Annotated in this window: 25 protein-coding genes; 10 read left to right on the top strand and 15 right to left on the bottom strand. The window is 45.2% G+C overall.

Annotated elements, in window-relative coordinates:
- Positions 1–20 precede the first annotated feature (20 nt).
- Both ACXHJ1_RS19180 and ACXHJ1_RS19175 read right to left on the bottom strand, forming a co-directional pair.
- On the bottom strand, positions 21–272 hold the full coding sequence (locus ACXHJ1_RS19180) for a YolD-like family protein (RefSeq protein WP_025364962.1): 252 nt from the start codon (positions 270–272) through the stop codon (positions 21–23).
- A 195-nt stretch (positions 273–467) separates the two neighbouring features.
- Positions 468–1037: a TetR/AcrR family transcriptional regulator gene (locus tag ACXHJ1_RS19175; protein ID WP_457905047.1), complete on the bottom strand. Its 570-nt coding sequence runs from the start codon at positions 1035–1037 to the stop codon at positions 468–470.
- Positions 1038–1174: 137 nt separating this feature from the next.
- On the opposite strand from ACXHJ1_RS19175, the gene ACXHJ1_RS19170 reads away from it, so the two are divergent.
- The 7 genes from ACXHJ1_RS19170 to ACXHJ1_RS19140 all read left to right on the top strand — a co-directional run bounded on the left by ACXHJ1_RS19170 (position 1175) and on the right by ACXHJ1_RS19140 (position 9131).
- Positions 1175–2638, top strand: coding sequence for a DHA2 family efflux MFS transporter permease subunit (locus tag ACXHJ1_RS19170; protein WP_174821092.1), 1464 nt, complete (start codon positions 1175–1177; stop codon positions 2636–2638).
- A gap of 204 nt (positions 2639–2842) precedes the next feature.
- Entirely contained in the window at positions 2843–4378 is a 1536-nt protein-coding gene (nikA, locus tag ACXHJ1_RS19165) for a nickel ABC transporter substrate-binding protein (protein WP_107733555.1), read from the top strand.
- Between the two features lies 1 nt (position 4379).
- Positions 4380–5324: a nickel ABC transporter permease gene (gene nikB, locus ACXHJ1_RS19160; protein ID WP_025364966.1), complete on the top strand. Its 945-nt coding sequence runs from the start codon at positions 4380–4382 to the stop codon at positions 5322–5324.
- A complete protein-coding gene (gene nikC, locus ACXHJ1_RS19155) occupies positions 5321–6175 on the top strand; it encodes a nickel transporter permease (RefSeq protein WP_016820802.1) in 855 nt (284 codons plus the stop codon). Before nikB ends, nikC begins: the two co-directional genes overlap by 4 nt.
- Before the next feature lie 7 nt (positions 6176–6182).
- A complete protein-coding gene (locus tag ACXHJ1_RS19150) occupies positions 6183–7019 on the top strand; it encodes an ATP-binding cassette domain-containing protein (RefSeq protein ID WP_107733553.1) in 837 nt (278 codons plus the stop codon).
- Entirely contained in the window at positions 7012–7854 is an 843-nt protein-coding gene (locus ACXHJ1_RS19145; protein ID WP_107733552.1) for an ABC transporter ATP-binding protein, read from the top strand. The genes ACXHJ1_RS19150 and ACXHJ1_RS19145 overlap by 8 nt, the downstream gene beginning before the upstream one ends.
- Complete coding sequence (locus ACXHJ1_RS19140; RefSeq protein WP_107733551.1) at positions 7821–9131, top strand: MATE family efflux transporter; 1311 nt, start codon at positions 7821–7823, stop codon at positions 9129–9131. The genes ACXHJ1_RS19145 and ACXHJ1_RS19140 overlap by 34 nt, the downstream gene beginning before the upstream one ends.
- Positions 9132–9252: 121 nt before the next feature.
- Here the strand turns inward: ACXHJ1_RS19140 and katA are convergent, their stop codons facing one another.
- From katA to ACXHJ1_RS19115, 5 genes are all read right to left on the bottom strand, one after another.
- Positions 9253–10710 (bottom strand): catalase KatA, encoded by a 1458-nt coding sequence (gene katA, locus ACXHJ1_RS19135; RefSeq protein WP_017427013.1) that lies wholly within the window; start codon positions 10708–10710, stop codon positions 9253–9255.
- Between the two features lie 288 nt (positions 10711–10998).
- Positions 10999–11601 carry an adenylyl-sulfate kinase gene (cysC, locus tag ACXHJ1_RS19130; protein WP_017427014.1) on the bottom strand — a complete coding sequence of 201 codons (603 nt, stop codon included), beginning with the start codon at positions 11599–11601 and terminating at the stop codon, positions 10999–11001.
- A gap of 49 nt (positions 11602–11650) precedes the next feature.
- Positions 11651–12550, bottom strand: a complete 900-nt coding sequence (locus ACXHJ1_RS19125) for a TIGR02452 family protein (RefSeq protein ID WP_457905046.1) — start codon at positions 12548–12550, stop codon at positions 11651–11653.
- Positions 12551–12555: 5 nt separating this feature from the next.
- On the bottom strand, positions 12556–13038 hold the full coding sequence (locus tag ACXHJ1_RS19120) for an NADAR family protein (protein WP_457905045.1): 483 nt from the start codon (positions 13036–13038) through the stop codon (positions 12556–12558).
- A 30-nt stretch (positions 13039–13068) separates the two neighbouring features.
- Positions 13069–13974 (bottom strand): NUDIX hydrolase, encoded by a 906-nt coding sequence (locus tag ACXHJ1_RS19115; RefSeq protein ID WP_330721007.1) that lies wholly within the window; start codon positions 13972–13974, stop codon positions 13069–13071.
- 291 nt (positions 13975–14265) lie between these two features.
- Here ACXHJ1_RS19115 and ACXHJ1_RS19110 point away from each other — a divergent pair, with 291 nt between their 5' ends.
- On the top strand, positions 14266–14577 hold the full coding sequence (locus ACXHJ1_RS19110; RefSeq protein WP_017427018.1) for a hypothetical protein: 312 nt from the start codon (positions 14266–14268) through the stop codon (positions 14575–14577).
- A 108-nt stretch (positions 14578–14685) separates the two neighbouring features.
- Here the strand turns inward: ACXHJ1_RS19110 and ACXHJ1_RS19105 are convergent, their stop codons facing one another.
- Positions 14686–15021 (bottom strand): AMP-binding protein, encoded by a 336-nt coding sequence (locus ACXHJ1_RS19105; RefSeq protein WP_016820792.1) that lies wholly within the window; start codon positions 15019–15021, stop codon positions 14686–14688.
- Positions 15022–15197: 176 nt separating this feature from the next.
- Here ACXHJ1_RS19105 and glsA point away from each other — a divergent pair, with 176 nt between their 5' ends.
- Positions 15198–16136: a glutaminase A gene (glsA, locus tag ACXHJ1_RS19100; protein ID WP_013371363.1), complete on the top strand. Its 939-nt coding sequence runs from the start codon at positions 15198–15200 to the stop codon at positions 16134–16136.
- A 71-nt stretch (positions 16137–16207) separates the two neighbouring features.
- Here glsA and ACXHJ1_RS19095 read toward each other — a convergent pair whose 3' ends face one another.
- Positions 16208–17074, bottom strand: a complete 867-nt coding sequence (locus tag ACXHJ1_RS19095; protein WP_019687362.1) for a VOC family protein — start codon at positions 17072–17074, stop codon at positions 16208–16210.
- A 49-nt stretch (positions 17075–17123) separates the two neighbouring features.
- The gene (locus ACXHJ1_RS19090) at positions 17124–17537 is read right to left on the bottom strand and encodes a DoxX family protein (protein ID WP_457905044.1); all 414 of its coding nucleotides are present in this window, start codon (positions 17535–17537) and stop codon (positions 17124–17126) included.
- A gap of 271 nt (positions 17538–17808) precedes the next feature.
- Between ACXHJ1_RS19090 and ACXHJ1_RS19085 the strand changes: the two genes are divergently transcribed.
- Entirely contained in the window at positions 17809–18348 is a 540-nt protein-coding gene (locus ACXHJ1_RS19085; RefSeq protein ID WP_016820789.1) for a helix-turn-helix domain-containing protein, read from the top strand.
- 116 nt (positions 18349–18464) lie between these two features.
- On the opposite strand, the gene ACXHJ1_RS19080 is transcribed toward ACXHJ1_RS19085, so the two are convergent.
- The 5 genes from ACXHJ1_RS19080 to ACXHJ1_RS19060 all read right to left on the bottom strand — a co-directional run bounded on the left by ACXHJ1_RS19080 (position 18465) and on the right by ACXHJ1_RS19060 (position 25620).
- A complete protein-coding gene (locus tag ACXHJ1_RS19080; protein ID WP_457905043.1) occupies positions 18465–19469 on the bottom strand; it encodes a stalk domain-containing protein in 1005 nt (334 codons plus the stop codon).
- 41 nt (positions 19470–19510) lie between these two features.
- Positions 19511–20632 carry a phosphodiester glycosidase family protein gene (locus ACXHJ1_RS19075; protein WP_019687364.1) on the bottom strand — a complete coding sequence of 374 codons (1122 nt, stop codon included), beginning with the start codon at positions 20630–20632 and terminating at the stop codon, positions 19511–19513.
- A 219-nt stretch (positions 20633–20851) separates the two neighbouring features.
- Positions 20852–22318 (bottom strand): potassium/proton antiporter, encoded by a 1467-nt coding sequence (locus tag ACXHJ1_RS19070; protein WP_016820786.1) that lies wholly within the window; start codon positions 22316–22318, stop codon positions 20852–20854.
- 203 nt (positions 22319–22521) lie between these two features.
- Positions 22522–23910 (bottom strand): class II fumarate hydratase, encoded by a 1389-nt coding sequence (gene fumC / locus ACXHJ1_RS19065; protein WP_019687365.1) that lies wholly within the window; start codon positions 23908–23910, stop codon positions 22522–22524.
- 165 nt (positions 23911–24075) lie between these two features.
- Positions 24076–25620: a 2-isopropylmalate synthase gene (locus ACXHJ1_RS19060; RefSeq protein ID WP_019687366.1), complete on the bottom strand. Its 1545-nt coding sequence runs from the start codon at positions 25618–25620 to the stop codon at positions 24076–24078.
- Positions 25621–25622 lie beyond the last annotated feature (2 nt).

Raw genomic sequence — 25622 nt, 5'->3', positions numbered from 1 at the left:
TTATATTTATGTAATCACAACTAATCTCTCGGGTAATTTACACTCATGATATCCATAAAAGGAACTTTATCCGTTTCTCCATTACTCTCTACATGAACCTTGCCTGTTCTCGGGTCCATTTTAACGATTTGTCCGCGGGTTGCTTCTTCGCGTCCCCATACTGTCAATACAACTTCGGATTGCTCTTGTTGTGCTTCTACAAGCTGATTCCCGATTTCCTCCAGTACAAATTCATCCCGAGTAGGCCGTTTGGGTACCTTCGCTTTTGCCACTTGCATCACTCTTCCTTTCGCGCAAAATCAAATTCATTCCATTTTACCATACTTTTCATCATTTGGTGCTGGTAATGTGAGTAAAATTACATCCCAGGATGCACCAAAAAGCCGAGTTCTCAAAAATGAAAACATCGACTCTCTAAAGTCGCTTGTTGGAGCTCATTAGGGGCGCTTGAAAACCGACCAGCTAAGTCATTTGATCAATTGTGGAATGTAATCCAGTATGTTATAAATAGGAGCACTGCTCTGTTGCGTAACGGCCAAAATTAATGCACCTTCGAGCATTGAAATGATCAGTACCGCCAGACTGTGTGCCTTTTTCTCATCCAAGCCCGATTCCTGAAGACGCTCCATATAAATGCGCTGCCAATCTGTAAACGTATTCACACAGGCATGACGTAGCGATTCGCTGATACAGGAAGTTTCCGCAGCAGCCCAGAAGCCAATCGGCATGAAGCTGTCAAAGCCGAGACGGTCTACATCCTCAGCTGTATGACGAATAAAATCCTGAATGGCTACTACAGGATTTTCGTTTCCGCTCAGTGCCTGTTTTAATTTTTGCTTAATAAACTCATTCCCTCTTCTTATGCACTCCAAAGCCAACTCTTCTTTACCATGTGGAAAATAATAATAAAGTGATCCCTTCGGCGATCCACTCTCGGCAAGAATCTGATTCAGTCCGGTCGCATGATACCCCTGGTGAAAAAAGAGTCTCGACGCCGTTTGTACGATATTCTCATATGATTCGGGTTTAGCAGCCATATACAGCATCCTTCATTATATAATATTTGAAACTTTTACTTTGACAAAAAAATAATAGCATGTTTATTATATATAGACCGATCGTTATAATTCAATACCCATTAATTTATTGGAGGAACAAAAACAACATGAGTACAATGAGTCAAACAAGTTCACCCTCTGAACCCAAGACGTTCAAGGTGCTACCTATTATGATTGCCCTGCTCCTTAGTGGCTTTATTGGAATGTTCAGTGAAACGGCACTTAACATTGCGTTGAATGATTTGATGCAGATTTTGCATATTACAACAGCAACAGCTCAATGGCTGACTACCGCTTATCTGCTGACACTTGGTATTTTGGTGCCTGTATCGGGATTGCTGCTTCAAACCTTTACTACAAGACAGCTGTTTGTGGCATCGTTGCTGTTCTCAATAGCTGGTTGTCTCGTTGCGGCGCTTGCCCCTACCTTTTCAGTGTTATTGATCGCACGCATTTTGCAGGCTATGGGTACAGCACTGTTATTGCCGTTAATGTTTAACACCATCTTAATTATCTTCCCTGCTGAAAAAAGAGGCGCGGCTATGGGAATTATCGGATTGGTTATTATGTTTGCACCTGCGGTAGGGCCTACTATTGCAGGGCTGGTGCTACAAAATTTATCTTGGCACTGGATCTTCTGGATCTCTCTTCCGTTCCTGGTACTCTCGCTGATCTGCGGTATTTTGTTTATGCAGAACGTCTCAGAACCGACCAAGCCCAAGATTGATCTTTTATCTATTATCCTATCTTCCATTGGTTTCGGCGGTGTCGTGTTTGGTTTCAGTAAATCCGGAGAAGGTGGCGAAGGCTGGACCAGCTTGGTTGTTTTGCTTCCTGTGATTGTCGGTGTGGTATCGTTGATTTTGTTCTCTGTACGACAGTTGAAAATGAAGGCACCTATGCTGAATTTGCGTGTATTTAAATATCCAATGTTTGTGATCGGCGTTATCATGGTGTTCTTATGTATGATGACGATCCTTTCTACGATGCTGATTCTTCCACTGTTCTTGCAAAAAGGGCTGGCCTTGTCCGCTTTAACAGCAGGTTTGGTGCTTCTGCCCGGTGGGATTATCAACGGTCTCTTGTCGCCTATTATGGGCTCCTTATTCGATAAATTTGGTCCCAAATGGCTTGTGATTCCAGGACTTGTAATCGTGGCTGCTGTGTTGTTTTTCCTGTCAGGCATTACAACGACATCCACGCTCGTACTCATTATTGTGCTGCATAGCTGCTTGATGATCGGCATTTCTATGATTATGATGCCAGCCCAAACTAACGGTCTAAACCAGCTCCCTATGGATCTATACCCAGACGGAACGGCTATTATGAGTACGCTCCAGCAAGTCGCTGGTGCAATCGGTACTGCCGTAGCGGTAAGTATTCTCTCCAAAGGCATGGACAGCTATTTGAGCCAATCCAGCATGCCTCAATCCGTAAATGAAATGGCTAATGCCATGGTAATCGGATCTCAGAATTCATTTTTCTTTGCAATGGTCATCAGCGTGATCGGTCTGATCCTTGCGTTTTTCATTCGCAGAGTTCATGTTGAACATGGCACTGCTAAAGCACCCATGCACTAATTAACCATTATTTTTATTCCAAATATAATACCTGAATAAATTTAAAGGCTGCTAACCATCTCATTTATGGTTAAGCAGCCTTTTTTTACGAATCTAGATAGGTATTCATATAATTACATATTTACAAATCCTCCTCATTTGGTTACGATATGACTCACGGAGTAAAGCGTAAAAATTACGATTACTATTAAGGAGGACTCCCTGTTGTTTAAACGTTCATATTTCAAACTATGTATCCCTGCGGTAATGGCGGTGATGATGACAGCCTGTGCTTCATCTCCATCCACTACATCCACATCCTCTACGGCACCACAAGATAAGAGTGTCACCTTATTGTTCAACGTGCAAAGCCCTTCTATTGATCCTCATACAGATATTAATTACACAGCCGTTCGTGCTGGAGTAAATGAAACACTAATCAAAGTGAATAAGGATCTCAAGCTGGAAGCTTGGCTTGCAGAGAAATGGGATAGTAAGGACGGGCGACACTGGACCTTTAGCATCCGACCAGGCGTGAAATTCCATAGCGGTAAAGCCGTAGATGCGGCAGCTGTCAAAGCCTCTCTGGAAAGAGCGCTAAAGCTCAATCCATCGGTCAAAAATGCACTACATATCCGTGATATTCATGCAGAAGGGCAGACCTTGAGCATTACGACGGACAAGCCCTTCCCGGAATTTGTATCTGAGCTGGTTCATCCGAATACCGCAATTATGGACACCACAGCCACAGGTGACTTCCCATCGGGAACGGGGCCGTTCCAGGTTGCCAGTTTCCGTGCCGGAAGTGAACTGAATCTGGAGCGCAACGAGCACTATTGGAACGGTGAAGTAAAGCTGAAACATGCCAAGTTCATGTTTAACGAAGACGCCAATGCACGTCAGCTTGCATTTCAAGCTAAAACAGCCGATATTGTGTACCGTCCGCCCATTGAAAGTCTGGAACTCTTGAAAGCTGATTCTACCGTTAAAGTTGACTCTCTCCCCAGCCTGCGGACGCACCAACTTATTTACAATATGAACAATCATGATCTGAAAAAAACAGCTGTGCGCAAAGCATTCGATCATCTGATCAACCGGGATGAGATTGCGAGCGGTATCATGTCTGGTCAGGGAACCCCTGCGCAAGGTCCGTTTTTGCCGGACTTTCCTTTTTCACCGAAATATATCACGAAAAAGTTTGATCTGAATGCGGCACGAGAAGGCTTCAAAAAGGCTGGATATACAGTGCAGAACGGAAAAGTTACGAATCCTGACGGGTCCTCCCTTCATCTTACATTGTTAACCTACCAGTCGAGAGCAGAGCTTCCACTCATTTCGCAGCTGATTCAGGCTAACGCTAAGGAGCTTGGCATTACGATTGATATCCGTCAGGTTGATAATATTGATGAATATCTGGCCGCTCATCAGGATTGGGATTTGGCGACTTACAGTAACATTACAGCCCCGCGCGGCGATGCAAGCTACTTCCTGAATGCGGCCTATATGCCGGAGGGAGCATTGAATTACGGTCGTGTGCATATACCAGAACTCGAGCGTATGATTACACAACTGAACACAACTGTGAATGAGGAGCAGCGCAACAAGCTGGCGCTGAAGGCTGTCACGCTGATTGACCAAGAAAATCTGCAATCCTTTCTAGTTCATCCAAACAACGTAGTGGCCTATCGTAATTACGTACATAACTGGGTAACCAGCCAAAGTGAATACTATCTGCTGACCCAGGACTTGGATGTGAACTAGCATGTTTCAATCCATTGCCAAAAAATTTCTGACGTTTATGTTGTTTTTTCTTATTCTTTCCTTTGTGAGCTTCTGTCTGCTTAAGCTTGTTCCGGGCGATCCCGTTCGGAGCATTCTTCGAGTAGATGATGTAGCTGTATCCAATCAGCAAATTGCAGATATGCGTAGCCAATTGGGGCTGGATCAGCCATTGCCTGTGCAATATGGTAAGTGGCTGGTTCAGTTGCTCCAGTTGGATTTTGGACAATCTTATTTAACCCATCGTCCAGTCTTGACAGAGTTTATAGAAAAGCTGCCTTATACACTCCTCCTGACTGGAGGCTCCCTGTTCATTATGCTGCTGATAGCTCTCCCGTTAGGCACATTGTCCGCGCTGTACCGTAACCGCTGGATTGACAGTGCCAGTCGTGTGTTTGCCTTAATTGGCTCCTCGATTCCTAGCTTTTGGTTAGGTCTTTTGTTTATCGAATGGTTTGCGGTTAAATTGCGTATTTTGCCGTCCATGGGAGATGGAACTGTTTTCCATTTGGTCCTCCCTTCTCTTACCCTCGGATTGGCAATGGCGGCTGTTTATGTACGAATGATTCGCGCAAGTCTGATTGAAAGCTCGGGGCAGGATTTTATCAAAGCAGCGCAAGCGCGTGGAATCAGTCCGGTTCGCATTTTTTTCAGACACATGTTCCGTCACAGCTTAGTTCCACTTATTACGGTGTTCAGCGAGAGCATTGGCAGCCTATTGGGAGGTACGGTGGTGATCGAAGTGCTATTCGCCTATCCGGGGCTTGGCAAATGGATTGTGGATGCAATTGCCGCAAGAGACTACCCCATTATACAGGGCTATACAATCTTTATGGCCGTATTCATTATATGTCTCAATATCTTGGTAGAGCTGTCCTACCGTTGGGTCAATCCTGAAATTGCTTTGAAGGAGAAAGGTTTATCATGATAAAATCCGTACATGTGGAAAACAGGCAGTTCACCAGGGCACGATTGTCCAAAGCATGGATCGGATCACTTTCCATCCTGTTTATTCTTACAGCCATTACAGTCATACCCTTCTTAGCTCCGCAAGATCCGTATCATATCCAAATGGGAAGTCGACTTCAACCGATCAGCGCAATGCACTGGCTGGGAACCGATCATTTGGGTAGAGATGTGCTGTCGAGAGTCATAGCAGGACTACGGACGACAGTCGGAACCAGTTTGTTGATTTTGATCGTTTCACTGGTTGTCGGGGTTCCCCTCGGTCTGCTGTCAGGATTTATTGGAGGCTGGGTGGATCGTGTATTTCAACGTGTAGTCGATGCCTTCATGACTTTGCCTGATTATATTTTTGCCATTGTGCTAAGCGGCCTGCTTGGACCAGGCTTAGGGAATCTTATATTTGCGGTGTCTGCAGTAAAATGGGTTGGTTATGCCCGCCTGGTGCGCAGTACCGTTCTGGCTGAAAAGCAAAAGGATTACATTTCGCTATCGATACTTGCGGGTACCTCCTCCCTGCGAATTGTCATGCGGCATATTCTGCCCCATGCCATTGGGAATGTACTGGTACTGGCTACGCTGGATATCGGCAAAATCATCTTAATGATCGCCTCTCTATCTTTTTTGGGCTTAGGTCCTCAACCGCCCATTCCCGAATGGGGAACGATGTTGAATGAAGGGCGTGCATATTTTCAAATGGCACCCCATTTAATGCTTGGTCCCGGCATAGCTGTCGTACTCACCGTGCTACTGGCGAACGTGTTTGGAGACAAGCTCCGCGACCGATATGATGTTAGAACCCGGTCAGAGGAGTGAACTATACATGCTGACTATTGAAGGCTTAACGATTCGGACAAAAGCAAAAACGATTGTAGAACAACTGGAACTTGCCATTCATCCGGGAGAATGGTGTGCTCTGGCAGGCGAAAGCGGCAGCGGTAAAAGCATGACTGCGTTCGCTATTGGCGGTCTGCTCCCCGCTTCTGTTAGCGCTGAAGGAATCATCATGTGGAATGACGAGAATTTGCTTGCCCTACCTGTTAAACAAAGACGTTCCTTGCTTGGCAGTGAAATATCTTACATTTTTCAAGATTATCACGGGGCTTTTACACCTTTTTTACGTGTAGGCAGCCAACTCGACGAGCTGATGTGTGCTCACGGCAAGCAAGACCGTAAAGCGCGTAAACAGCGTTGTATCGAGGTGCTTCAGCACGTACAGCTTCCCGCCGAACGTGTGTACCGCAGCTATCCATTCGAGCTCAGCGGCGGTCAATTGCAGCGAGCGGCTATTGCAGCTGCACTGCTTCTAAAGCCAAAGCTGCTTATTGCCGACGAGCCCACAACTGCGCTGGATACGCTCACTGCACACCGAGTACTCCAGCTCATTGACCAAATCCGGATGGAAACGGGAATTTCCGTCTTGTGGATTACTCACGATCTACGGCATGTACGGAAGTATGCGGATCGAATTGCAGTAATGCGTACAGGTGTTTTGGTTGAAGCTGGCCAAACGCAAGCGGTGCTAGACCATCCAGTCCATCCCTATACGCGTCGCTTGCTGGCGGCTATTCCACCGCTGTCTCCAGGCGCTCCTTCGCGTTTGCCATGCAATAGCACTGATGAACAGCTTGCACCGGAAAGGAGCACAATACATGAATAATCAAGGCGCCTGCGCTCAGTGGCAAGACAGCCCCTACCCTGTTGTTACCGTCTCCGGGTTGACGAAGGCTTACACTGGGGGCAAAACTGTGCTGCACGATGTTGCTCTATCGATCTTGCCCGGAGAATGTCTGGGTGTTGTCGGAGAAAGCGGCAGTGGGAAAAGCACACTCGCTCGCTGTATTTTAACATTAGACCCGTTTGATCAAGGTGAGCTTAGACTGGATGGACAGTCCATTCGAGGATTAAAGCGAAGTGAATTAAAACGGATTCGCAGCAGACTGGGGGCGGTATTTCAACATCCATCCGCAGCTTTGAACCCCAGACTAACCATTCTGCAATCACTGCTGGAGCCATTGGATCAGCTCAAGTGCTATGTTCCTTCCTTTATGGCGGGTTTGCCCTCCGGACGTCGGAATATAGCAGAACAGCTGTTAGGTATGGTAAAGCTTCCGGCCAGCTATCTGGATAAGTTCCCACATCAGCTCAGTGGTGGGGAAAAGCAGCGTGTAACCATTGCACGTGCCATTAGCACAGAACCGGATTTTATCGTATTGGACGAGCCGACTGCAAGTTTGGATGTGACCACACAAGCCACGGTTTTGAATCTGCTTAAGGATTTGCAGGATGAGTTTGGACTGGCTTATCTGTTTATCTCGCATGATCTGGCGGCTGTGCACTTTATGAGTGATCGAATCATGGTTATGAAAGATGGCCGTGTGCTTGAGCATTTTTCCAAGGAATCATTATTTCATTCGGATCGGCATCCCTATACACAATCGTTACTGGAGGTTTTTTCAACATGCTGCCTTCCCACCGAGCCTATCTTGCTTTAGCAATCCCTTTAATTATTTCGACGATTACAACCCCGCTACTCGGTGCGGTGGATACAGCAGTAATCGGTCATTTGAGCCAGTCTGCCTATTTAGGCGGCGTGGCAGTCGGTACTCTTATTTTCAATACTTTATATTGGCTGTTTGGCTTTCTGCGAGTCAGTACGTCAGCTTTCACAGCACAAGCCGCAGGGGCACAAAATAACGATCAAGGCATAGCTGCTCTCATGCGCCCACTTGCCATAGCTCTACTTATTAGTGCAGTATTTATTGTATTGCAAAAGCCCATTTTGCTAGCTTCTCTCCAGCTCATCCATCCAGCTCAGGATGTGGCAGAGCAAGCAGCAATTTATTTTAACATCCGTATTTGGGGAGCACCCCTTACATTAGTGAACTATGTGCTGCTCGGATGGCTGATGGGATTGTCCCGCGTGAAAGCTACACTATTTTTACAAATATCCATGAATGTGATTAATATGCTATTAGCTATTGTATTTACACAGGTCATGCATTGGAATGTCGCTGGGGTCGCAAGCGCTACCCTGATTGCAGAAGCTCTTGCATGTGTATTGGGTCTTGTACTGGTGTTCCGTTCACCGATTTGGAGAGAATGGAAGCGCAGCGGACAGAGGAATTGGCGAGAATGGTTCGGTGCCTCAGAGTTAAAAAGTGTCATGGCGACGAACCTTGATCTCATGATTCGTACTGCCTGCCTGTTGACGATGTTTAATCTGTTTACGGCGCGCAGTGCGAGCTTTGGAACCGATCAGTTGGCGGCAAATGCTATTTTGTTGCAGATCCATTACATTATGGCTTACTTTTTTGACGGGTTCGCCAACGCCAGTAGCATCATGACGGGACAGGCTCGTGGTGCTGGAGATCGTAAAATGCTGCAGAGAGTTATTCATTTATCCTGGTTCTGGACACTGGTTACCAGTGTAGTGACAGGAGGATTGTATCTTGCACTGAAAGAGCCGCTGATCTCGCTATTTACAGGGAATACTACAGTGATTAGCCTGACAGCTCCTTACAATGGGTGGCTGGTGGTCTTTCCCCTAGCAGCCGGGCTGGGACTCGTATTCTACGGTGTGTTTACAGGGATGACGGTAACGTATCCGATCCGTAATTCGATGCTGATTTCACTGGTCTGCTTTTTGATTGCTCTCTTCTGGTGCGTTCCTCATTATGGGAATCATGGACTTTGGTTATCCTTTATCATCTTTGCCCTGGGACGGTCACTGTTTCTGGTGGTTTACTTACCTCGGTTGAAGAGAATTTAGTAGCCCCTGCTTTACATGACTCTCAAAAACAAAGGATGTCCCCTCCACCATATATGTGGTGTGGGGACATCCTTTTATTATTTATTCATACGGCTTTCAGGTTAGGCGTTTGCCAATCCTTCTACTCGCCTTGTGGTACGGTCAAGCCCAGACCATCCGCTACACGACGCCCGTATTCAGGATCAGCTTTATAGAAATGACCGATCTGACGCAGTTTGATTTCATCACTTTCTACAGGCTTCATGGCATTTACAATGTTTCGGACCAGACGTGAGCGCTCCTCTTCACTCAGCAAGCGGTACAGGTCCCCTGGTTGTGTGTAGTGATCGTGATGATCGTAGGCTACACTTTGTGCCTCGCCAGACACTTCAAAAGGAGCAATTTTGTGAGCTGATGATTCTTTCGGTCCGCCGAGACTATTCGGCTCGTAATAGACAGATCCCCCGCCATTACCGTCACTGCGCAATGCACCATCGCGTTGATAGTTGTGTACTTCCGCATGCGGCCGGTTGATTGGCAACGCATTATGGTTTGCACCTACACGGTAGCGATGTGCGTCACCATAGGCAAACAGGCGTCCTTGCAGCATCTTATCCGGGGAAGCCTCAATACCAGGAACAAATGAACCTGGCGAGAATGTCGCCTGCTCTACCTCAGCAAAGTAGTTCTCAGGATTGCGATTCAGCACCATGCGCCCTACCTCGATCAGCGGGTAATCCTTTTGAGACCATACTTTGGTCACATCAAATGGATCAAAACGGTACGTATCCGCATCTTCTATGGGCATAATCTGCACATAAAGTTTCCATGCTGGGAAATCGCCCTTTTTAATCGCATTAAACAAATCTTGTATATGATAATCCGGGTTTTCACCGGCAATTTTCGCAGCTAAATCCACATCGAGATTTTGTATACCTTGTTCTGTTTTAAAATGATATTTCACCCATACGGCCTGTCCCTCGGCGTTCACCCACTTGAACGTGTGGCTGCCAAAACCATGCATATGTCTAAGTGTAGCGGGAATACCGCGATCAGACATGAGAATACTTACCTGATGCAGCGATTCAGGAGACAAGGACCAGAAATCCCAGACCGCATTCGGGTTTTTCAAATGCGTTTGGGGGTGACGTTTTTGCGTATGAATAAAGTCAGGAAATTTAATGGCATCCCGAATAAAAAAGACAGGTGTATTATTGCCCACGAGATCATAGTTTCCTTCTTCTGTATAAAACTTTACCGCAAATCCACGTGGATCGCGTACAGTATCGGACGAGCCTAGCTCACCTGCCACAGTAGAAAAACGGATAAACATCGGTGTACGCTTACCCACTTCGGACAAAAAGCTCGCTTTTGTATATGAAGACAAATCATTAGTGACTTCAAAATATCCGTGTGCCCCCGCACCTTTGGCATGAACAACCCGTTCCGGCACACGCTCCCGGTTAAAATGCGCCAATTTTTCCAGCAGATGCACATCCTGAATTAGTACAGGCCCCCGTGAGCCTGCTGTAATCGAATTCTGATTATCTCCAACAGGAGCGCCCCAGCTTGTAGTCAGGTTCGTTGGTTGGTTACTCATAATTGAAATCACCTCTTGATTGAATTGGTTGACCTTGTGCCTTTCACTATAAATTGTGCACAAACAAAAATCAATACTTTTTTATAATAATTATAATATAGGATTTAGAATTAGTTTAAAATCACAAATAAAAAAGCAAGCCCCTTAAGGCTTGCCGTAATATAGTGCTGTATTTATTTACAATAAAGTGACTTCAATTTCTATATTCTGAAATGATCGCATTGATCACTTCTTTAGGTTTTGCTATAGAGACTTTCAGACAATATTCATATAGAATTCATCATAAAATCATAATAAGAGCTGCTTTCTATCGAGAAAATCCAAAATATCCTGTACCGACTGCTTTACCTCCCGGCCTTCCGTAGATACGATTAAATCAGGTTCCAGCGGTACTTCATATGGAGCATCAATCCCTGTAAAATGTTGGATTTCTCCAGCTCTTGCTTTCTTGTACATGCCTTTTGGATCACGACGCTCGCATTCCTCTAGACTGCATCGGATATAAATCTCGTAACAGCCCTCCTGCTGTAAAATGTCCTTTACCATTTCACGATCCTCACGATAAGGCGATATGGTGGCGCAAATCGTTAGAACACCTGCATGTGCCATTAGCTTGGATACTTCGGCTATACGACGAATATTTTCTTTGCGGTCAGCGGGCAGGAAACCCAAATTGCGATTCAAACCATGCCGAACATTATCCCCATCCAAAATAAATGTACGTATACCTCTTGCATATAACGCTTTTTCGAGTGTGGAGGATACCGTTGACTTTCCCGAGCCAGACAGCCCCGTAAACCAAAGCACCGGACTCTTATGTCCGTTCAGAAGCTGTCGAGCTTGCTTATCCACTTCTGATACATGCCAGGTAATGTTGGAAGATGGGTTCATTCAGCACTCTCCTATTTCATCAGTATTAATGTTTAATCTGTCTCTAACATCAGGATAGAGCATTTTTAAAACTGTTTAAAGTACGCTGCTCTGCTTTGTGGTCCAATACTGCAAAGACAATCCGCTCAAACAGCAGTCCATATCCTTCAGCTACAAGCACTTGCTTAAACCAGTCGGCAACCTCTTCCGGCTTGTTACGGAATACCCCGCAACCATAAGCACCAAGCACAAGATGTTCTACCCCGTTTTGCATGGCCATTCCCAAAATGTAACGGATGCGCTCCAACATGACCTCTCCAATCCGATACACTTGCTCTGGCTCCCGTTCACGCACGACTCCAGCATTCACAGCAGGTGCGGTCAGGAAATCGACTAGATACGGCTCTTCTAGCAATGTTCCCTGATCATCCCGAAATACAGGGACTTGAGGAGAATAAATCATATAATCTGAATAAAAACAGCTCCGCAGCTTCCGATTATGTTGGTACATTTCCTCCATTTGTGAAATGCAAGGATACAGCGCTGACGAACGAGCCAAGCTTTCCTCTTGAGCCTGGCTGCCTCCGAGGAATCCGCCCCCTGGGTTTTTGGCTGATGCAAAATTCAAACATGCTACGTGTTCCTGCTTCTCCTCGACCTGGAGTCTATGTGCGGCCTGCAACGTACTTTCTCCCGTTACTTCCATCTTTTTAATGATCGCCTGTTCGACTACATCGGAAGAAGCTCCTAATATACTTTTTATTCTTTGCTCTGCCTCTTGCTTTATCGCTACCAATTGAGAAGGTCTATATAGCTTCGAGCCTGTGACAGCATTCCCTACCTCTTTTTCTATATTTACTTGTACCTGTTTGGTATTTGTATAATGCCCATTCTCTAAAATGGATAATGTTTCATGCGCCATATGTGCCCTGGCATCCCGCTTACTTCGGGAATTCATTGTGTTTTTCATGGTGACTAATCCTCCTTTTGCAATAGATCTTCACGTAAATTCGTCAATATTTCCCCCAGCCAGTTCGTACCCCGCCATAGCTTCCGGTGCCGTATACGAGCATCATTTTCAGCTAAACCTACACCCCAAATGGTATCCGTGGGACTAGCCTCAACCAGAGTAGTTCCCTTCGTTTTAAGCAGGTGCTTGAGCAAATTCGTATTTTGGGTGAACTTGGCATAATTTCCGTCATACACGAATTGCTGGCAATTTGCTTCCCATAAGGATTGGTCAAATCCGCGCACACTGCGACCACGGGCTTTTTGCTCCCTTGGGGTAGGGGATTGCATAATTTTCAGAGCTGCCTCTTCATCTCCGAAAAGCTGCGCTTTTTTTAGCATCATATATTGCTCAGCACAGTTAAACTCCAATCCATCCACGACAAATTCACAAGGGTACCATTGCGAAAATGGTGAATGACTGCGATAAAAAAATGTAAACTTCTCCATGACTAATCCTCATTTCTTCTTCCTTTTATGCTATATAAAACGTGACCGTGGCTTAAATCGGTATAGCTTGGACGGACGATGTCCGGCCGCCTTCCTGTATTCATTGGTTTCTTCCACGAGATCTGCTATTTTACGACGAAAAGCCGCGGCTAACAGCTCTTTACCTAAAATAATTTCATACACCTGTTGGAGTTCACTCAGTGTAAACAGAGCTGGCATCAGGTGAAACGCAATATCTGTGTATTCAATTTTGCTGCGTAGACGCTCAATACCGTACGCAATAATTTTGGCATGATCAAAAGCAATTCCCTGTGACTCCAGCACTTCTCGCTTGATTTCTATGGTTTTCCCCTTAAGAATTTCAGTTACTTTCACTTTGGCTGACAGAAGGATGTCCGCATGCTTCAATGTAATGTCAATGTTTTGCTCCCACGTATAACCTTCCGGTTGATTCGTCCGCGTCTCCTGAGCCACACTGTAATCCAGCTCAAACCATTGAGCATCTGCGGCATCATCTCCTGCCTGTACCTCCAAAGATTCATGATCGACTAACGCCATGTAAGCACAGCTGATTACCCGCATACGCGGATCACGTGCTACATCTCCCCAAGTGTACAGCTGCTCCATATAAATCTGATCCACATTGGTTTCAGTTTTAAGCTCACGGCGTGCAGCCTCTTCCAGGCTTTCATCCATGCCTACAAAACCGCCGGGCAACGCCCATTGCCCTATAAAAGGATGCTCTCCTCTTTGGATCAAGAGGAGCTGAAGTGTTTTCTCCGGTAGCTTACGGTAATTCTGCTGGAGCTGATCCATTACAGTAAATAGCAGCATATCTACCGTTACGGATGGACGCTCATATTGATTCGCATCATAAAGGGCCAAAAATTGCTCCTCCGTCAAGCCACTGTCGTTGTATTTCGATCTATCTGTCACTTGTGTCACCTACCTGCTCATATTTGGGACATCATCGCTTTTCCTTCAAAAGCAACGAATGCTCTATGTAAATTTTAATTTAAATCATTTGATAAAAACAAAATGTTAATATCAATACAATAATATATAATTAGCGCTTCGTCAATAGGGTGTATAGACCTATTTTTGGTCATGTGATAGTACTATTAGACTGTTTACTGAATTTTACTTGTTGCTTATTGTCATATCATGTATGATGTTTTGGACAATATAGGAAACACAACATACTAAACACGTAAGGAGAAGATCCAATTGTCTAACCCGTCTAACCCGTTTAATCCGCAATACAATCAACAAGGAGCACCGTCCAGACCAGCCCCTGTTTACCCGCCACCTGTTTCATTCAAGGAGTGGATGATCAGCTTACTCCTGATGGCAATACCAGTAGTTGGAATTGTTATGCTGTTTGTGTGGGCTTTTAGCGGCTCGACAAATCCGAGCAAAGCGAACTACGCTAAAGCAGGCCTGCTATGGGCCGCTATTGTAATTGTTATCTATATCATTATGGCTGTTGCTCTATTGCCTGCGATCATAAGCTCATTAAATTCCAGCAGCTATTATTGATTTCTAGTACATAGCAAAATAACCTTCTGATGAATCCAATTGAATCATCAGAAGGTCTTTAAACTAAAACTGTCGACCCTGTCGGCAGTTTTTTTACTTCACCTTACTTCACTTCACTTTACTTGTACCAAAGGTCATCGGTTTCAAGCTCCTGTAGACTGTGCAAAAACGATTTTGAGTTATCGACATAAAGTTCGGTATCGATATAGTCAATGAGCATTCGACCATGATCCCGACGGGCTCGTCCTTATCTACACCTTTGACCCGCAAAGCATGTGCAAGCTGATTGGCCTGTTTGTTCAGATCAGCATACGTCAAGTGCTTGTCCCCAAGTACAACCGCCACATGGTCCGGTGTGCGCTCAACCTGCTCCTCAAACAACTGATGAATCGTTTTCTCCCGTGGGTAATCCGCTAACATACCATGTAACATGCTCAACTTCATCTCCTTCTCCTGTCAGCCATAATCCAGATATTACAATAAGTTGGGGATTTAACTGGAGAAAAAGAAATGACATCAGAGCTTGTTTTTCGACTGATCATTTCTTTAAAATAAGTATGTAGCTACTTCTTGCTCTACAATAAATACCACAGATTGGTTACTCGACTGGAGGAAAAGAAATGACATCGGAGTGGCAGAGACTACAGACCAAACTGCCGGAATGGGTAGAACAAAGCCGTCATGAGTATATTCATGGCAAGGTAGCAGCGTATATTCCCGAACTGTCCAAGGCCCCGGCCGACGCGCTGGGTATTGTGGTCATGAACGGTGCGGGTGAGACCGTGGTAGCCGGAGATACGGAAATCCAGTTTACGATGCAAAGCATCTCAAAGGTATTTACGCTCATTCTGGCCTTGATGGATAATGGAGAGGACGTTGTCTTCTCTAAGGTAGGTATGGAGCCTACCGGAGACCGTTTTAATTCCATGCTAAAGCTAGAACTAGTCGAGCCGGGGATTCCATTTAACCCACTGATTAATGCCGGAGCAATCGCGGTCTCCTCTCTGATTCGCGGAAACAGTCCAGAAGAGAGATTTGCCCGTGTTCTTCAATTTTTCCGTCTGCTTACTCATAATGACACATTGGAATATGATCAGGATGTCTACGATTCAGAATCAGCCACAGGCCATTTGAACCGTTCCCTTGCTTATTTTCTAATGGAAAAGGGGATTTTAAGAGGTCATGTGGAGGATGTGCTTGACGTCTATTTCAGACATTGTGCTGTCAAATTAAACTGTACAGATTTAGCACGTATGGGACTCATACTAGCCTACAACGGCCGTGATCCGGTCACAGGTATACCTTTGATCCCCCGTCGCTATGTACAGATCGCCAAAACATTTATGACAACATGCGGTATGTATGACGCCTCTGGTGAATTTGCCATTCAAGTCGGACTCCCTGCCAAAAGCGGCGTATCTGGCAGTATAATGACGATGGTACCTGGACGATACGGCATCGGGTTAGTGGGACCTTCATTGAATCGTATGGGCAACAGTACAGCGGGGGTACACTTGCTGGAGACAATGTCCCGCGATTTGGATTGGAGTTTGTTTTAGGATATAAAAAAAGGGTATTCCCAGCCAGTACGGCTCATAGGAATACCCTTTTCTGTTACGTTCTTGCTATGTTAAATGGTTTGACCCTGAACCAATTTGATTTGAATACGGAACGGGTCAGCCACATACAGGGCCCCATCACGTTCTTGTAATCGATAACCTGCCGCAGTCAAACGAGCAGTAATGGCATCCAATTCTTGTTGGTCTGGAACATTCAGTTCAAAATAATCCAATCCAGCAGCCTGCTCGGGAGCTGGTGGCGCTCCTTCACCTGCCCATATATTTAAGCCCATATGGTGGTGGTAACCACCTGCGGAAACGAACAAGGCTGAAGATCCATATCGGCATGTAATGTCAAAGCCAAGCACATCGCAATAAAATTGCTGTGCTGTGAGCAAATTAGACACATGGAAGTGAACATGCCCAATTACCGTTCCCTGCGGCAGTCCCTGCCAAGGTAAATTTTCAGAAATGGCAATCAGGTCTTCTGCATCCACAGGTCCAGTTCCCATCATGTAAAATCCATTTGCATCTTTTTTCCATTGATTACGAGGACGATCCGCATAGATTTCAATTCCGTTATTATCGGGATCATGGATGTATAATGCTTCACTTACATCATGGTCTCCCTGTCCGATTTCAATCTCATGAGCCAGCAGATTACGCAAAGACAAACCCAGAGCTATACGATCTGGTAGAAGAATAGCAAAGTGATACAATCCGGTTGCAGACTGGCGCGGCAGAATAACTGCATTTTCAATATAGTTAAGAATCAGTAGCGCATGCTTTCCGTCAACAGTCAATTCAGCGGTATCCGCTGTTTGACGTAGAAGCTGTAAACCAATGACCTCAGTGTAAAATTGAATAGAGCGCTCCAAGTTACTAACTTTTAATGAAACCTGCCCGATTTTAGTGTTGTCATGAATATGTGCTGTCATGAGATTTCCCTCTTTCTACATGGATTGGAGGACTAAGGCTTAATCAAATTTATTGTTCTGTTGACCCACGACGGCTGAACATAGAATCCAGAGACCAACGAGTTGTCGGCGCAAATACGAGATGAAGAGCTACCAGAATAAAAGCAATATCCAGCTCATAGCCAGCGCCTTGACCATTCCCCATCAACCCGCCGGACAATTTGGCCGTGAAAATAGCGCCGATCAATACAATAACTAAAAGTCCGGATACATAGCGAGTAAGCAATCCAAGAATTAATGCAATCCCGCCGACCAACTCAATCACCGCAACGACATAACCTAAAAATCCTGGGACACCAATGCTGGAAAACCAGCCTGCAACATTACCCAATCCCATTTGGAATTTAGCAATTCCGTGCGCCAAAAACAAAATTCCGAGCGCCACCCGCATAATTGTAGAAACATTTCTGCTTGCTGAACTCATCTTTATCTCTCCATTCTGTTTGTTTTAATACACTCATACAAGCGTATATGAATAATTAATTTATATTACTAATAATTTAGCCAAAAAAATAATGACGTCCGAATCTATACTGCAACACATAAGTATGAATTACACTTAAATTATTAGTAATAGTAATAATTATTTTGTAATGTGAATTTAGCATAAGAAACTATAGTCTGTCAACAAATTATTTGGTATGATGAATAATAAATTAGTATATATTATATTTCCCTAAAAGGAGGAACGCTCTATGGGTATAGGATGCAACATTCGTGCAGCTCGTAAACGTAAAAATTTATCCATCCAGCAAATCTGCGAACGAACCGGTCTATCTCAAGGATTTATGAGTCAAGTCGAAAATAATAAAACCTCCCCTTCCATCGCCACATTGGACAGCATCGCTAATGCGCTGAACGTACCTCTCGCTTTTCTGCTTCTTAAAGAAGAGGAACGGATGCAAGTGATTCGTAAGGACGAGCGTCGTAAAACATTGTATGGTAAAAACAAACTCCAGGTCGATCATTTGGGTGGTCAGGGTAATGTCAAAATGATGCTGGTGGACATGCCGCCAGGCTCATCTACAGAAGAAGAACATGCTCATGCAGGGGATGAGATTCATTTTATTTTGGAGGGTACGGTATACGTGGAGCAGGGTGAGGATTCAGCTACTCTGGAAGCAGGAGATTCCTTTAGCTGGAGAGCAGCCATCCCCCACTATGCCAAAAATGTTGGAGAAAACAACGCGCGTATTCTGATCTCCGTGTTTCTCGAAGCAGAAAATGACGCCTAAACAAGATTTGAGCATATCACAATATTCATTACCCATTTCATTGTAAAAAGCGTGTACCGGGAAGTTAAATTAACTTCAACGATACACGCTTTTTTGTAGTATCTGCTCTACTAAACTTATCCCATCGCCTGCTGGGCATCTGTACGCGATTCCCACGGCAGCTTGAAGGTTTTCATGATCTGCTTGGCATCGGCTCGGAGTCCGCTTACCGGATCGCCCGTCGTACCCAGCAGCTCTTCTTTTTTATCTATAGTAACACGCCCATAAAAAGTAGTGCTGCTGTCTCCCCATCCTGTAGTATACTCGTAGATCAGCGGCTTATTTAATTTCGGATAGGTTCCCCACTGATCTTTGGCTTTATTAGCCAAAAACAGCTCCAGTGGATCGTATTCCATCGTAAAGGTTTTATCAAAGGGAGCTCCCACATACCCTTGATATGTAACAATCGGAAAACCGTCCTTCACTTCAACCAGACTCAGCACATCCCCGTTCACTGTAAAATACCGCAATGCTTCGCCTTGGGGGAACATATAGACACTGGACAGCAGCTCAGTGTTAGGACGATGTTCTTCTATATAAGGATGGACAGAACGTCTTTCTATGTGGATTAATGCTTCACGTGCTGCCACGAGATCTCCCTCATATATTTGTTCTTTTAGTTTACCGTGAATCGGTGGCTGGATCTGAATCTGTGTATTTGTCTTCTCCAACGTATAACCTAAATCAAGCGATACATCTCTAAGAGGCACATATACGTCTTTACCTACAACCTCAAATGTAAGCTGCTGCTTGTTTTTACGTGATTTCTCCTTAAGAACTAAGGGTTCAGCCCACTTTTGCAGCGTGACCTGCTTTTTTTTAGCATCCCAATGGTAGCTTGCACCTACAGCTTCAGCCAAAGGGTTAAGCGGTACCATGAGCTTACCGTCAATCAATAGAGATTTGGTCTTGTTGTTTAAGGGTTGACCGGCTATAACAATATCTGTTAGTTGTGTTGATTGAGGTGCTGTGGTTCCCTGTTCAACCGCTTTGGCTTCTCCTTGATGCATTGTTGTCAAGAGTAATGGAAGCATCAGCAAGGCGACAAACAATCGCTGAAATCCTGTTCGATCTAGCTTCATTATGAGTCTCCGTTCACTTAATAGACTTGTTCATTCCGGCTCTATTTCTTTTTGGCTGCGTCAATGTCTCCAGGTCTCATCCCTGCCCAGATGTTCGGGATACTGACGGCCTCTGGATGCTCAAATACGAGAAACGCAGTCGGCAAATATCGTTCTCCGTATTCAGAGGAAGGCTTGTTGACAATGGTGTTATCCTTGACGAGCACCGTTGATGAACCTCCATCCAGATTAGCACCGATAACCGCTCCATGCTTAAGTAAAATATTTTGCATATCATACAAGTTGGCACCTATGCTGTACCCAGGCTGGCGACCGTCGACGGTTACGAAAAGGATTGCCCCGTCTGCTCTCTGTCCCATCGCGGTACGGGGAGCAATGCCCCATCCCTCGCTTGCATTACGAATCAGGCCTTTTCCATTCACAATTAGGCGTGGTTGGAAAGTAACCGCTTCTTGCACATTCATTTTGGACAACTCGGACAACGAATAGTGACCGGCTATCATTTTTCCCTGTTTATCAATACCTACGATTTGAACAGAGGCATTTTTACCCATATCGTTGTAGTATATCTGGCCCTGAGAAATGACAACACCAATCGGTTTAAAGCCATTCCCGTTCCAGTTGGGATCAGCGAATCCACCGCCGTTTACACCAGCAACGGCCCCCAAACGCTCGACCATACTAGATACATGTTCTCCCCGGCCGACTTTAGCAGGAACCCCGAGCCTAATTTTAGTGGGGTCATGCACCGTCATAACATAGCCATGATAGTTACGACCCGATACCTCTTCCACTTCAACCAACGGCGTCTGTTGTACTTTAGTAGGTATCAGATCAGGCAGATTGATTGTATGTCTATCCTTTTCCTCTCCCATCTCTTCGAACCGGGCCGAATATTCAGCCACGCGCTTCTTCGCCTCTGCTTCGCCGATAAAATATTTCGCCCAGTGACGATGCTGAGTCGTAATCAGCGTATCCGCAGCCAAATAGCGCATCTCCTTGCCAGAAGGGGTTAAAAACAACCATGCACCGCCCCCAATTCCTGCTAACAGGAATACAATAAAAAGTCGCAACATAAAGCGACCAAATTTTCCTTTTCGTTTCTTTTTCTTATTTTTCTGCCTGCGAGCTGCTGCACGCTGTGGCAAGACTTCCGGTTTCATTCATCATCTCTCCTGTTTGGTGACTTCTATCGTATTTCTTCACTATTGCCCATCAAATGATCAGTAGCGATAGGCTGCGACATCTAACGACAATATCATAAACTAATTTTGTAGAATGATAGTGTCAATTTTTTAACAGATTCATCCACTCTGAAAAAGAATACAGCAAAAAGCCCTTCACATTTATGTGAAGGACTGTAAATAGGGGGGATATCCTATTTACGGAGCAGCCTCCGGTTCGAGTAGCATGAACAGCTCTTTCATCTGCTGTCGCTTAAGTTTGGGACTAAGCACATACAAAGTATCGCCCGGTTCAATCACAGTTGTACCTCTCGGGGCAATAATTTGCTCGTTCCGAATAATGGCTGTGAATAAGATGTCTTCAGGCAGCTGTATATCCTGAATCGCCTTGCCGGCGATCGACATCCCCTTTTGTACCTGAATGTGGTTGATTTCCGAAGTGGTTTTTCCCAAAGAAACTAATTCCAGCAGTGAAGGCGACGATGTCTCGTTAGGGTCCATCAAGCCAAGCTTCACCGCTAGCCACGAGATCGTGGTACCTTGAATAATCGCAGAGGTGAGCACGACGAAAAATACGACATTAAAAAACAAAGGTCCTACATCCATTTCGTCCAGTAATGGATAAGTTGCTAGTACAATGGGTACCGCTCCCCGAAGTCCTGCCCAGGATAACAGTGTCTTCTCGCGAACAGAGTACCTGGAAAAAAGCAAGCTTAGGAACACACCTATTGGACGAGCCACCAGCATGAGGATGAAGGAGAGCGCCAAACTTTGCCACGCAATGCCAAGCAATTGATCGGGAAAGACCAATAGGCCGAGCAGGACAAACATCATAATCTGCACCATCCAGGCGAAGCCATTGTTAAAGTGAATAATGGATCGCTTGTAGGTCAAGTCGGAATTACCCAATACAATGGCCATGACATATACCGCCAGCAATCCGCTCGCCTCCAGTAACGATGCCGCCGCATACGTCAAGACTGCAAATGCCAATGCCATTACAGGATACAAACCGGATGAATCAAAATTCATTTTATTAATCGCATATACACCTAAGCGTCCGAGTACAAAACCAACGGCTAGACCAAAACCCATTTCCCATAAAAACAACAAGATATGTATCCAAATGGATTGCTCAGGGTGATGTATCAGCTCAATCAATGTTACTGTGAGAAATACAGCCATCGGGTCATTGCTGCCGGATTCCGCTTCAAGCGTCGAGGTAATTCGCTTTTTGATGTTTTTACCTCCTAAAACGGAAAACACAGCTGCCGCATCCGTCGAACCAACAATAGCGCCAAACAGCATGGATTCCATCCAGCTCACGCCTAAAATAAACTTGGCGCAGACGCCAATGACTACAGTCGTAATGATGACCCCCAACGTTGATAATGACAACGCAGGTCGAATTACTGGCTTAACATCTGTAAACTTTGTCTGCATCCCGCCTTCAAACAAGATTACAATGAGCGCGAGAATGCCCACCAGCTGTGTGATAAAGGCATTATCAAAATAAATAAACTGACTGAGCACCATGCCTACAGCAATAAACAAAACGAGCGCAGGCATACCGAAACGGCTGGAAAATTTGGTAGTCAGCACACCGACCAGCAGCAAGCCGGACAGCAAAAGCACAATCAAATTAATCACGGTTGTCTGTTCCATACGGCTTCTCCTATCTTGAAAATAAATGTTCATTTTTTCGCCTTCTAACTATATACCCTCAAATCACACAGAATACTAATCATAAGTAAAAAAATATATGAGAAAATCAAAAAATCCAGCTCATGGTCTGTGCTAAATTCCGCACTCCACAAGCTGGTTTGTACATTTTTTTAAATTTCTCAAGCTGTACCCGTTCGTCGTGCTTAGGCTTTGGGCTGAATCATATGTGCTGGTACAACATATTGGTCGAACTGCTCTTCCGTCAGCAGTCCACTGCGGAGTGCCGCTTCCTTTAGAGACAGCCCTTCTGCATGTGCAAGTTTAGCGATTTTAGCAGCATTTTCATATCCAATATGTGGATTCAATGCTGTCACCAACATTAGTGAATTATTCAAATTGTGCTCAATCTTGGCGAGATCGGGCTCGATGCCAACGGCACAGTTGTCATTAAAAGCAATGATGGAATCGGCCAGTAGATGAACTGATTGCAAAAAGTTGTATATGATTACTGGCTTAAACACATTCAGTTCAAAATTACCTTGACTTGCTGCAAAGCCGATAGCTGCATCATTACCCATGACTTGCGTAACGACCATCGTCAGTGCTTCACTCTGGGTCGGATTTACCTTACCTGGCATAATGGAGCTACCCGGCTCGTTAGCAGGAATCGTGATTTCCCCCAAGCCGCTTCGCGGACCACTAGCCAGCCAGCGAACATCATTGGCGATTTTCATCAAATCCGCAGCTAGCGCTTTGATTGCTCCATGTACAGCCACCACTTCATCGTGACTGGTCAGCGCATGAAATTTATTAGGTGCAGAAGTGAACGTTTTGCCAGTGAAGCCGGAAATTTCCGCAGAGGTTCGGGAGCCAAACTCTGGATGAGCATTAATTCCTGTGCCCACTGCTGTTCCGCCAATCGCCAGCTCCTTCATATATTGAACCATGTCGACGATCATCCGCTTGCTTTTATCCAGCATGGCATACCAGCCGCTAATTTCCTGACCCAGTGTAAGTGGTGTAGCATCCTGCAAATGGGTTCGACCAATTTTGATAATATCCTTGAACTGTTCTGACTTCTGTTGAAAAGTCTCTTTCAGCTTATCAATGGCAGGCAACAAACGGTCCTCGACGGCAATGACACCCGCTACATGAAGCGCTGTAGGAAATGTATCATTTGAGCTTTGCGACATATTCACATCGTCATTCGGATGCAGCTTCGCATCTTTTCCCTGTTTTTGTAACCATTCACTGCCCAGATGAGCAATCACTTCATTGACATTCATATTGGACTGCGTACCGCTCCCTGTCTGCCATACAACCAATGGGAAATGGTCATCCACTCGTCCAGCTAGAATTTCATCCGCTGCATAAATAATGGCATCCTGTTTTTCCTGAGATAGCTTACCCAACTTATAATTGCTGATCGCCGCACTTTTTTTGAGTACCGCGAACGCCTGAATGACCTCTAATGGCATTTTCTCCGAGCCAATCGGGAAATTTTCCTTACTGCGCTGTGTTTGCGCTCCCCACAAACGATCTGCCGGTACTTTGATTTCGCCCAACGTATCCTTTTCAATGCGGTAGTTCAACTCATTTCCTCCTCTTGGCCTATGTAATTCAGACAAAATATGGTGATCTTCTTTGCCTATTATACATTAAATTTCAAATGTTATCATATATTTTGCAAGCGCTTTTTTACGATAAGGTTAGAGGAGATAGAAGAAAAAATTCAGCTATGAGCTTGATTACCAGCCTCAGTTAATCGTGATGTTGCTTTTGGCATGCACTACTTTTCTGCCCAGTAGCTTATTTAGTGCGTCGATATAAGCTTTAGCGCTAGCTTCCAAAATATCTGTACTAGTACCTCTTCCCAGTGCTGTGTACTCACCTTGCCTCAAAATAGCGTGAACTTCCCCCAACGCATCTTTGCCATACGTTACAGACTGGATGGAGTAATCCTCCAACTCCACCACTTCACCACTAGCCTTGTCAATCGCATGAAAAATCGCATCTACAGAACCATTACCCATCGCAACTTCATCAATTGATGTGCCATCTTGCTTATTCAACCGTATAGAGGCGACTGGAACCGACTGATTACCATAGGACACCTGAATAGAATTTAGTGTGTAAATTTGAGGTGAGGCATTACGGCTTTCATCCATCAGGACAAGTAAATCCTCATCCAACACCTGTTTTTTCTTATCTGCCAAGGCTTTGAATTTGCGAAATGCAGCCTGAAGTTGTTCCTCTGTCAAAACATCAAACCCCATGTCCGCCAGTTTTTCCTTAAACGCATGACTTCCCGAATGCTTGCCTAATACAAGTTTACTGGTCTTCAAACCAATGCGCTCAGGAGACACGATCTCATATGTTGTACGCTCCTTTAGCATTCCGTCCTGGTGTATACCGGACTCATGTGCAAATGCGTTGGCCCCAACAATGGCCTTGTTCCCCGGTACCGACATTCCAGTACGTTTGCTTACCAGTCGACTGGTAGCATACAGTTCCTCCAAAACCAGACTCGTTTGTGCACCATAGAGATCGGTTCTCGTGTCAAGGGCCAGTGCGACCTCCTCGATAGGTGTATTTCCGGCTCGCTCGCCAATGCCATTAATGGTACCTTCAAATTGATCTACACCGTTACGGATAGCTGCCAGCGTATTAGCTGTTGCCATCCCAAGATCATCATGACAGTGTGTGCTAAGCTGTATTTTTTCAATACCTGGTACTTGTTGTTTTACGAATCTAAACATTTCTCCAAACTGATCTGGCGAGGCATAACCCACGGTATCCGGTAAATTGACGACGGTCGCTCCAGCGCGAATTGCCATATCTACAACTTCACAAATAAAGTCCAACTCGGTACGACTGGCATCCTCTGCCGAAAATTCTACCTTGCTGAAATACTTACGTCCATAACGAATGGCAGCAGCAGCGGTCTCTAATACCTTCGCTTTATCCATTCGTAGCTTATGCTGGCGATGAATAGGTGAGGTAGCCAGGAACAAGTGAAGACAAGCGTCCTCCGCTCCCCGTAGAGCTTCTCTGACCGCATCTATATCCTGCTCTTTCGAGCGTGCAAAACCAACCAGTGTTGCTTGGGTGACCTGTTTGGCAATCTCCTGCATGCTGATGATCTCACCAGGTGAGGTTGCCGGAAAGCCGGTCTCAATCCGATCTACGCCTAATTTTTGAAGCTGAAGAGCGATTTCCACCTTTTCTGTGCTGGTTAAGCTAACTCCTGGTGATTGTTCTCCATCTCTTAACGTTGTGTCCAACACCCATATTTTGCGCATAC

It is taken from the genome of Paenibacillus sp. ALE2 (genome assembly GCF_054113385.1).
This window is presented reverse-complemented; position numbering and strand designations above follow the sequence as displayed.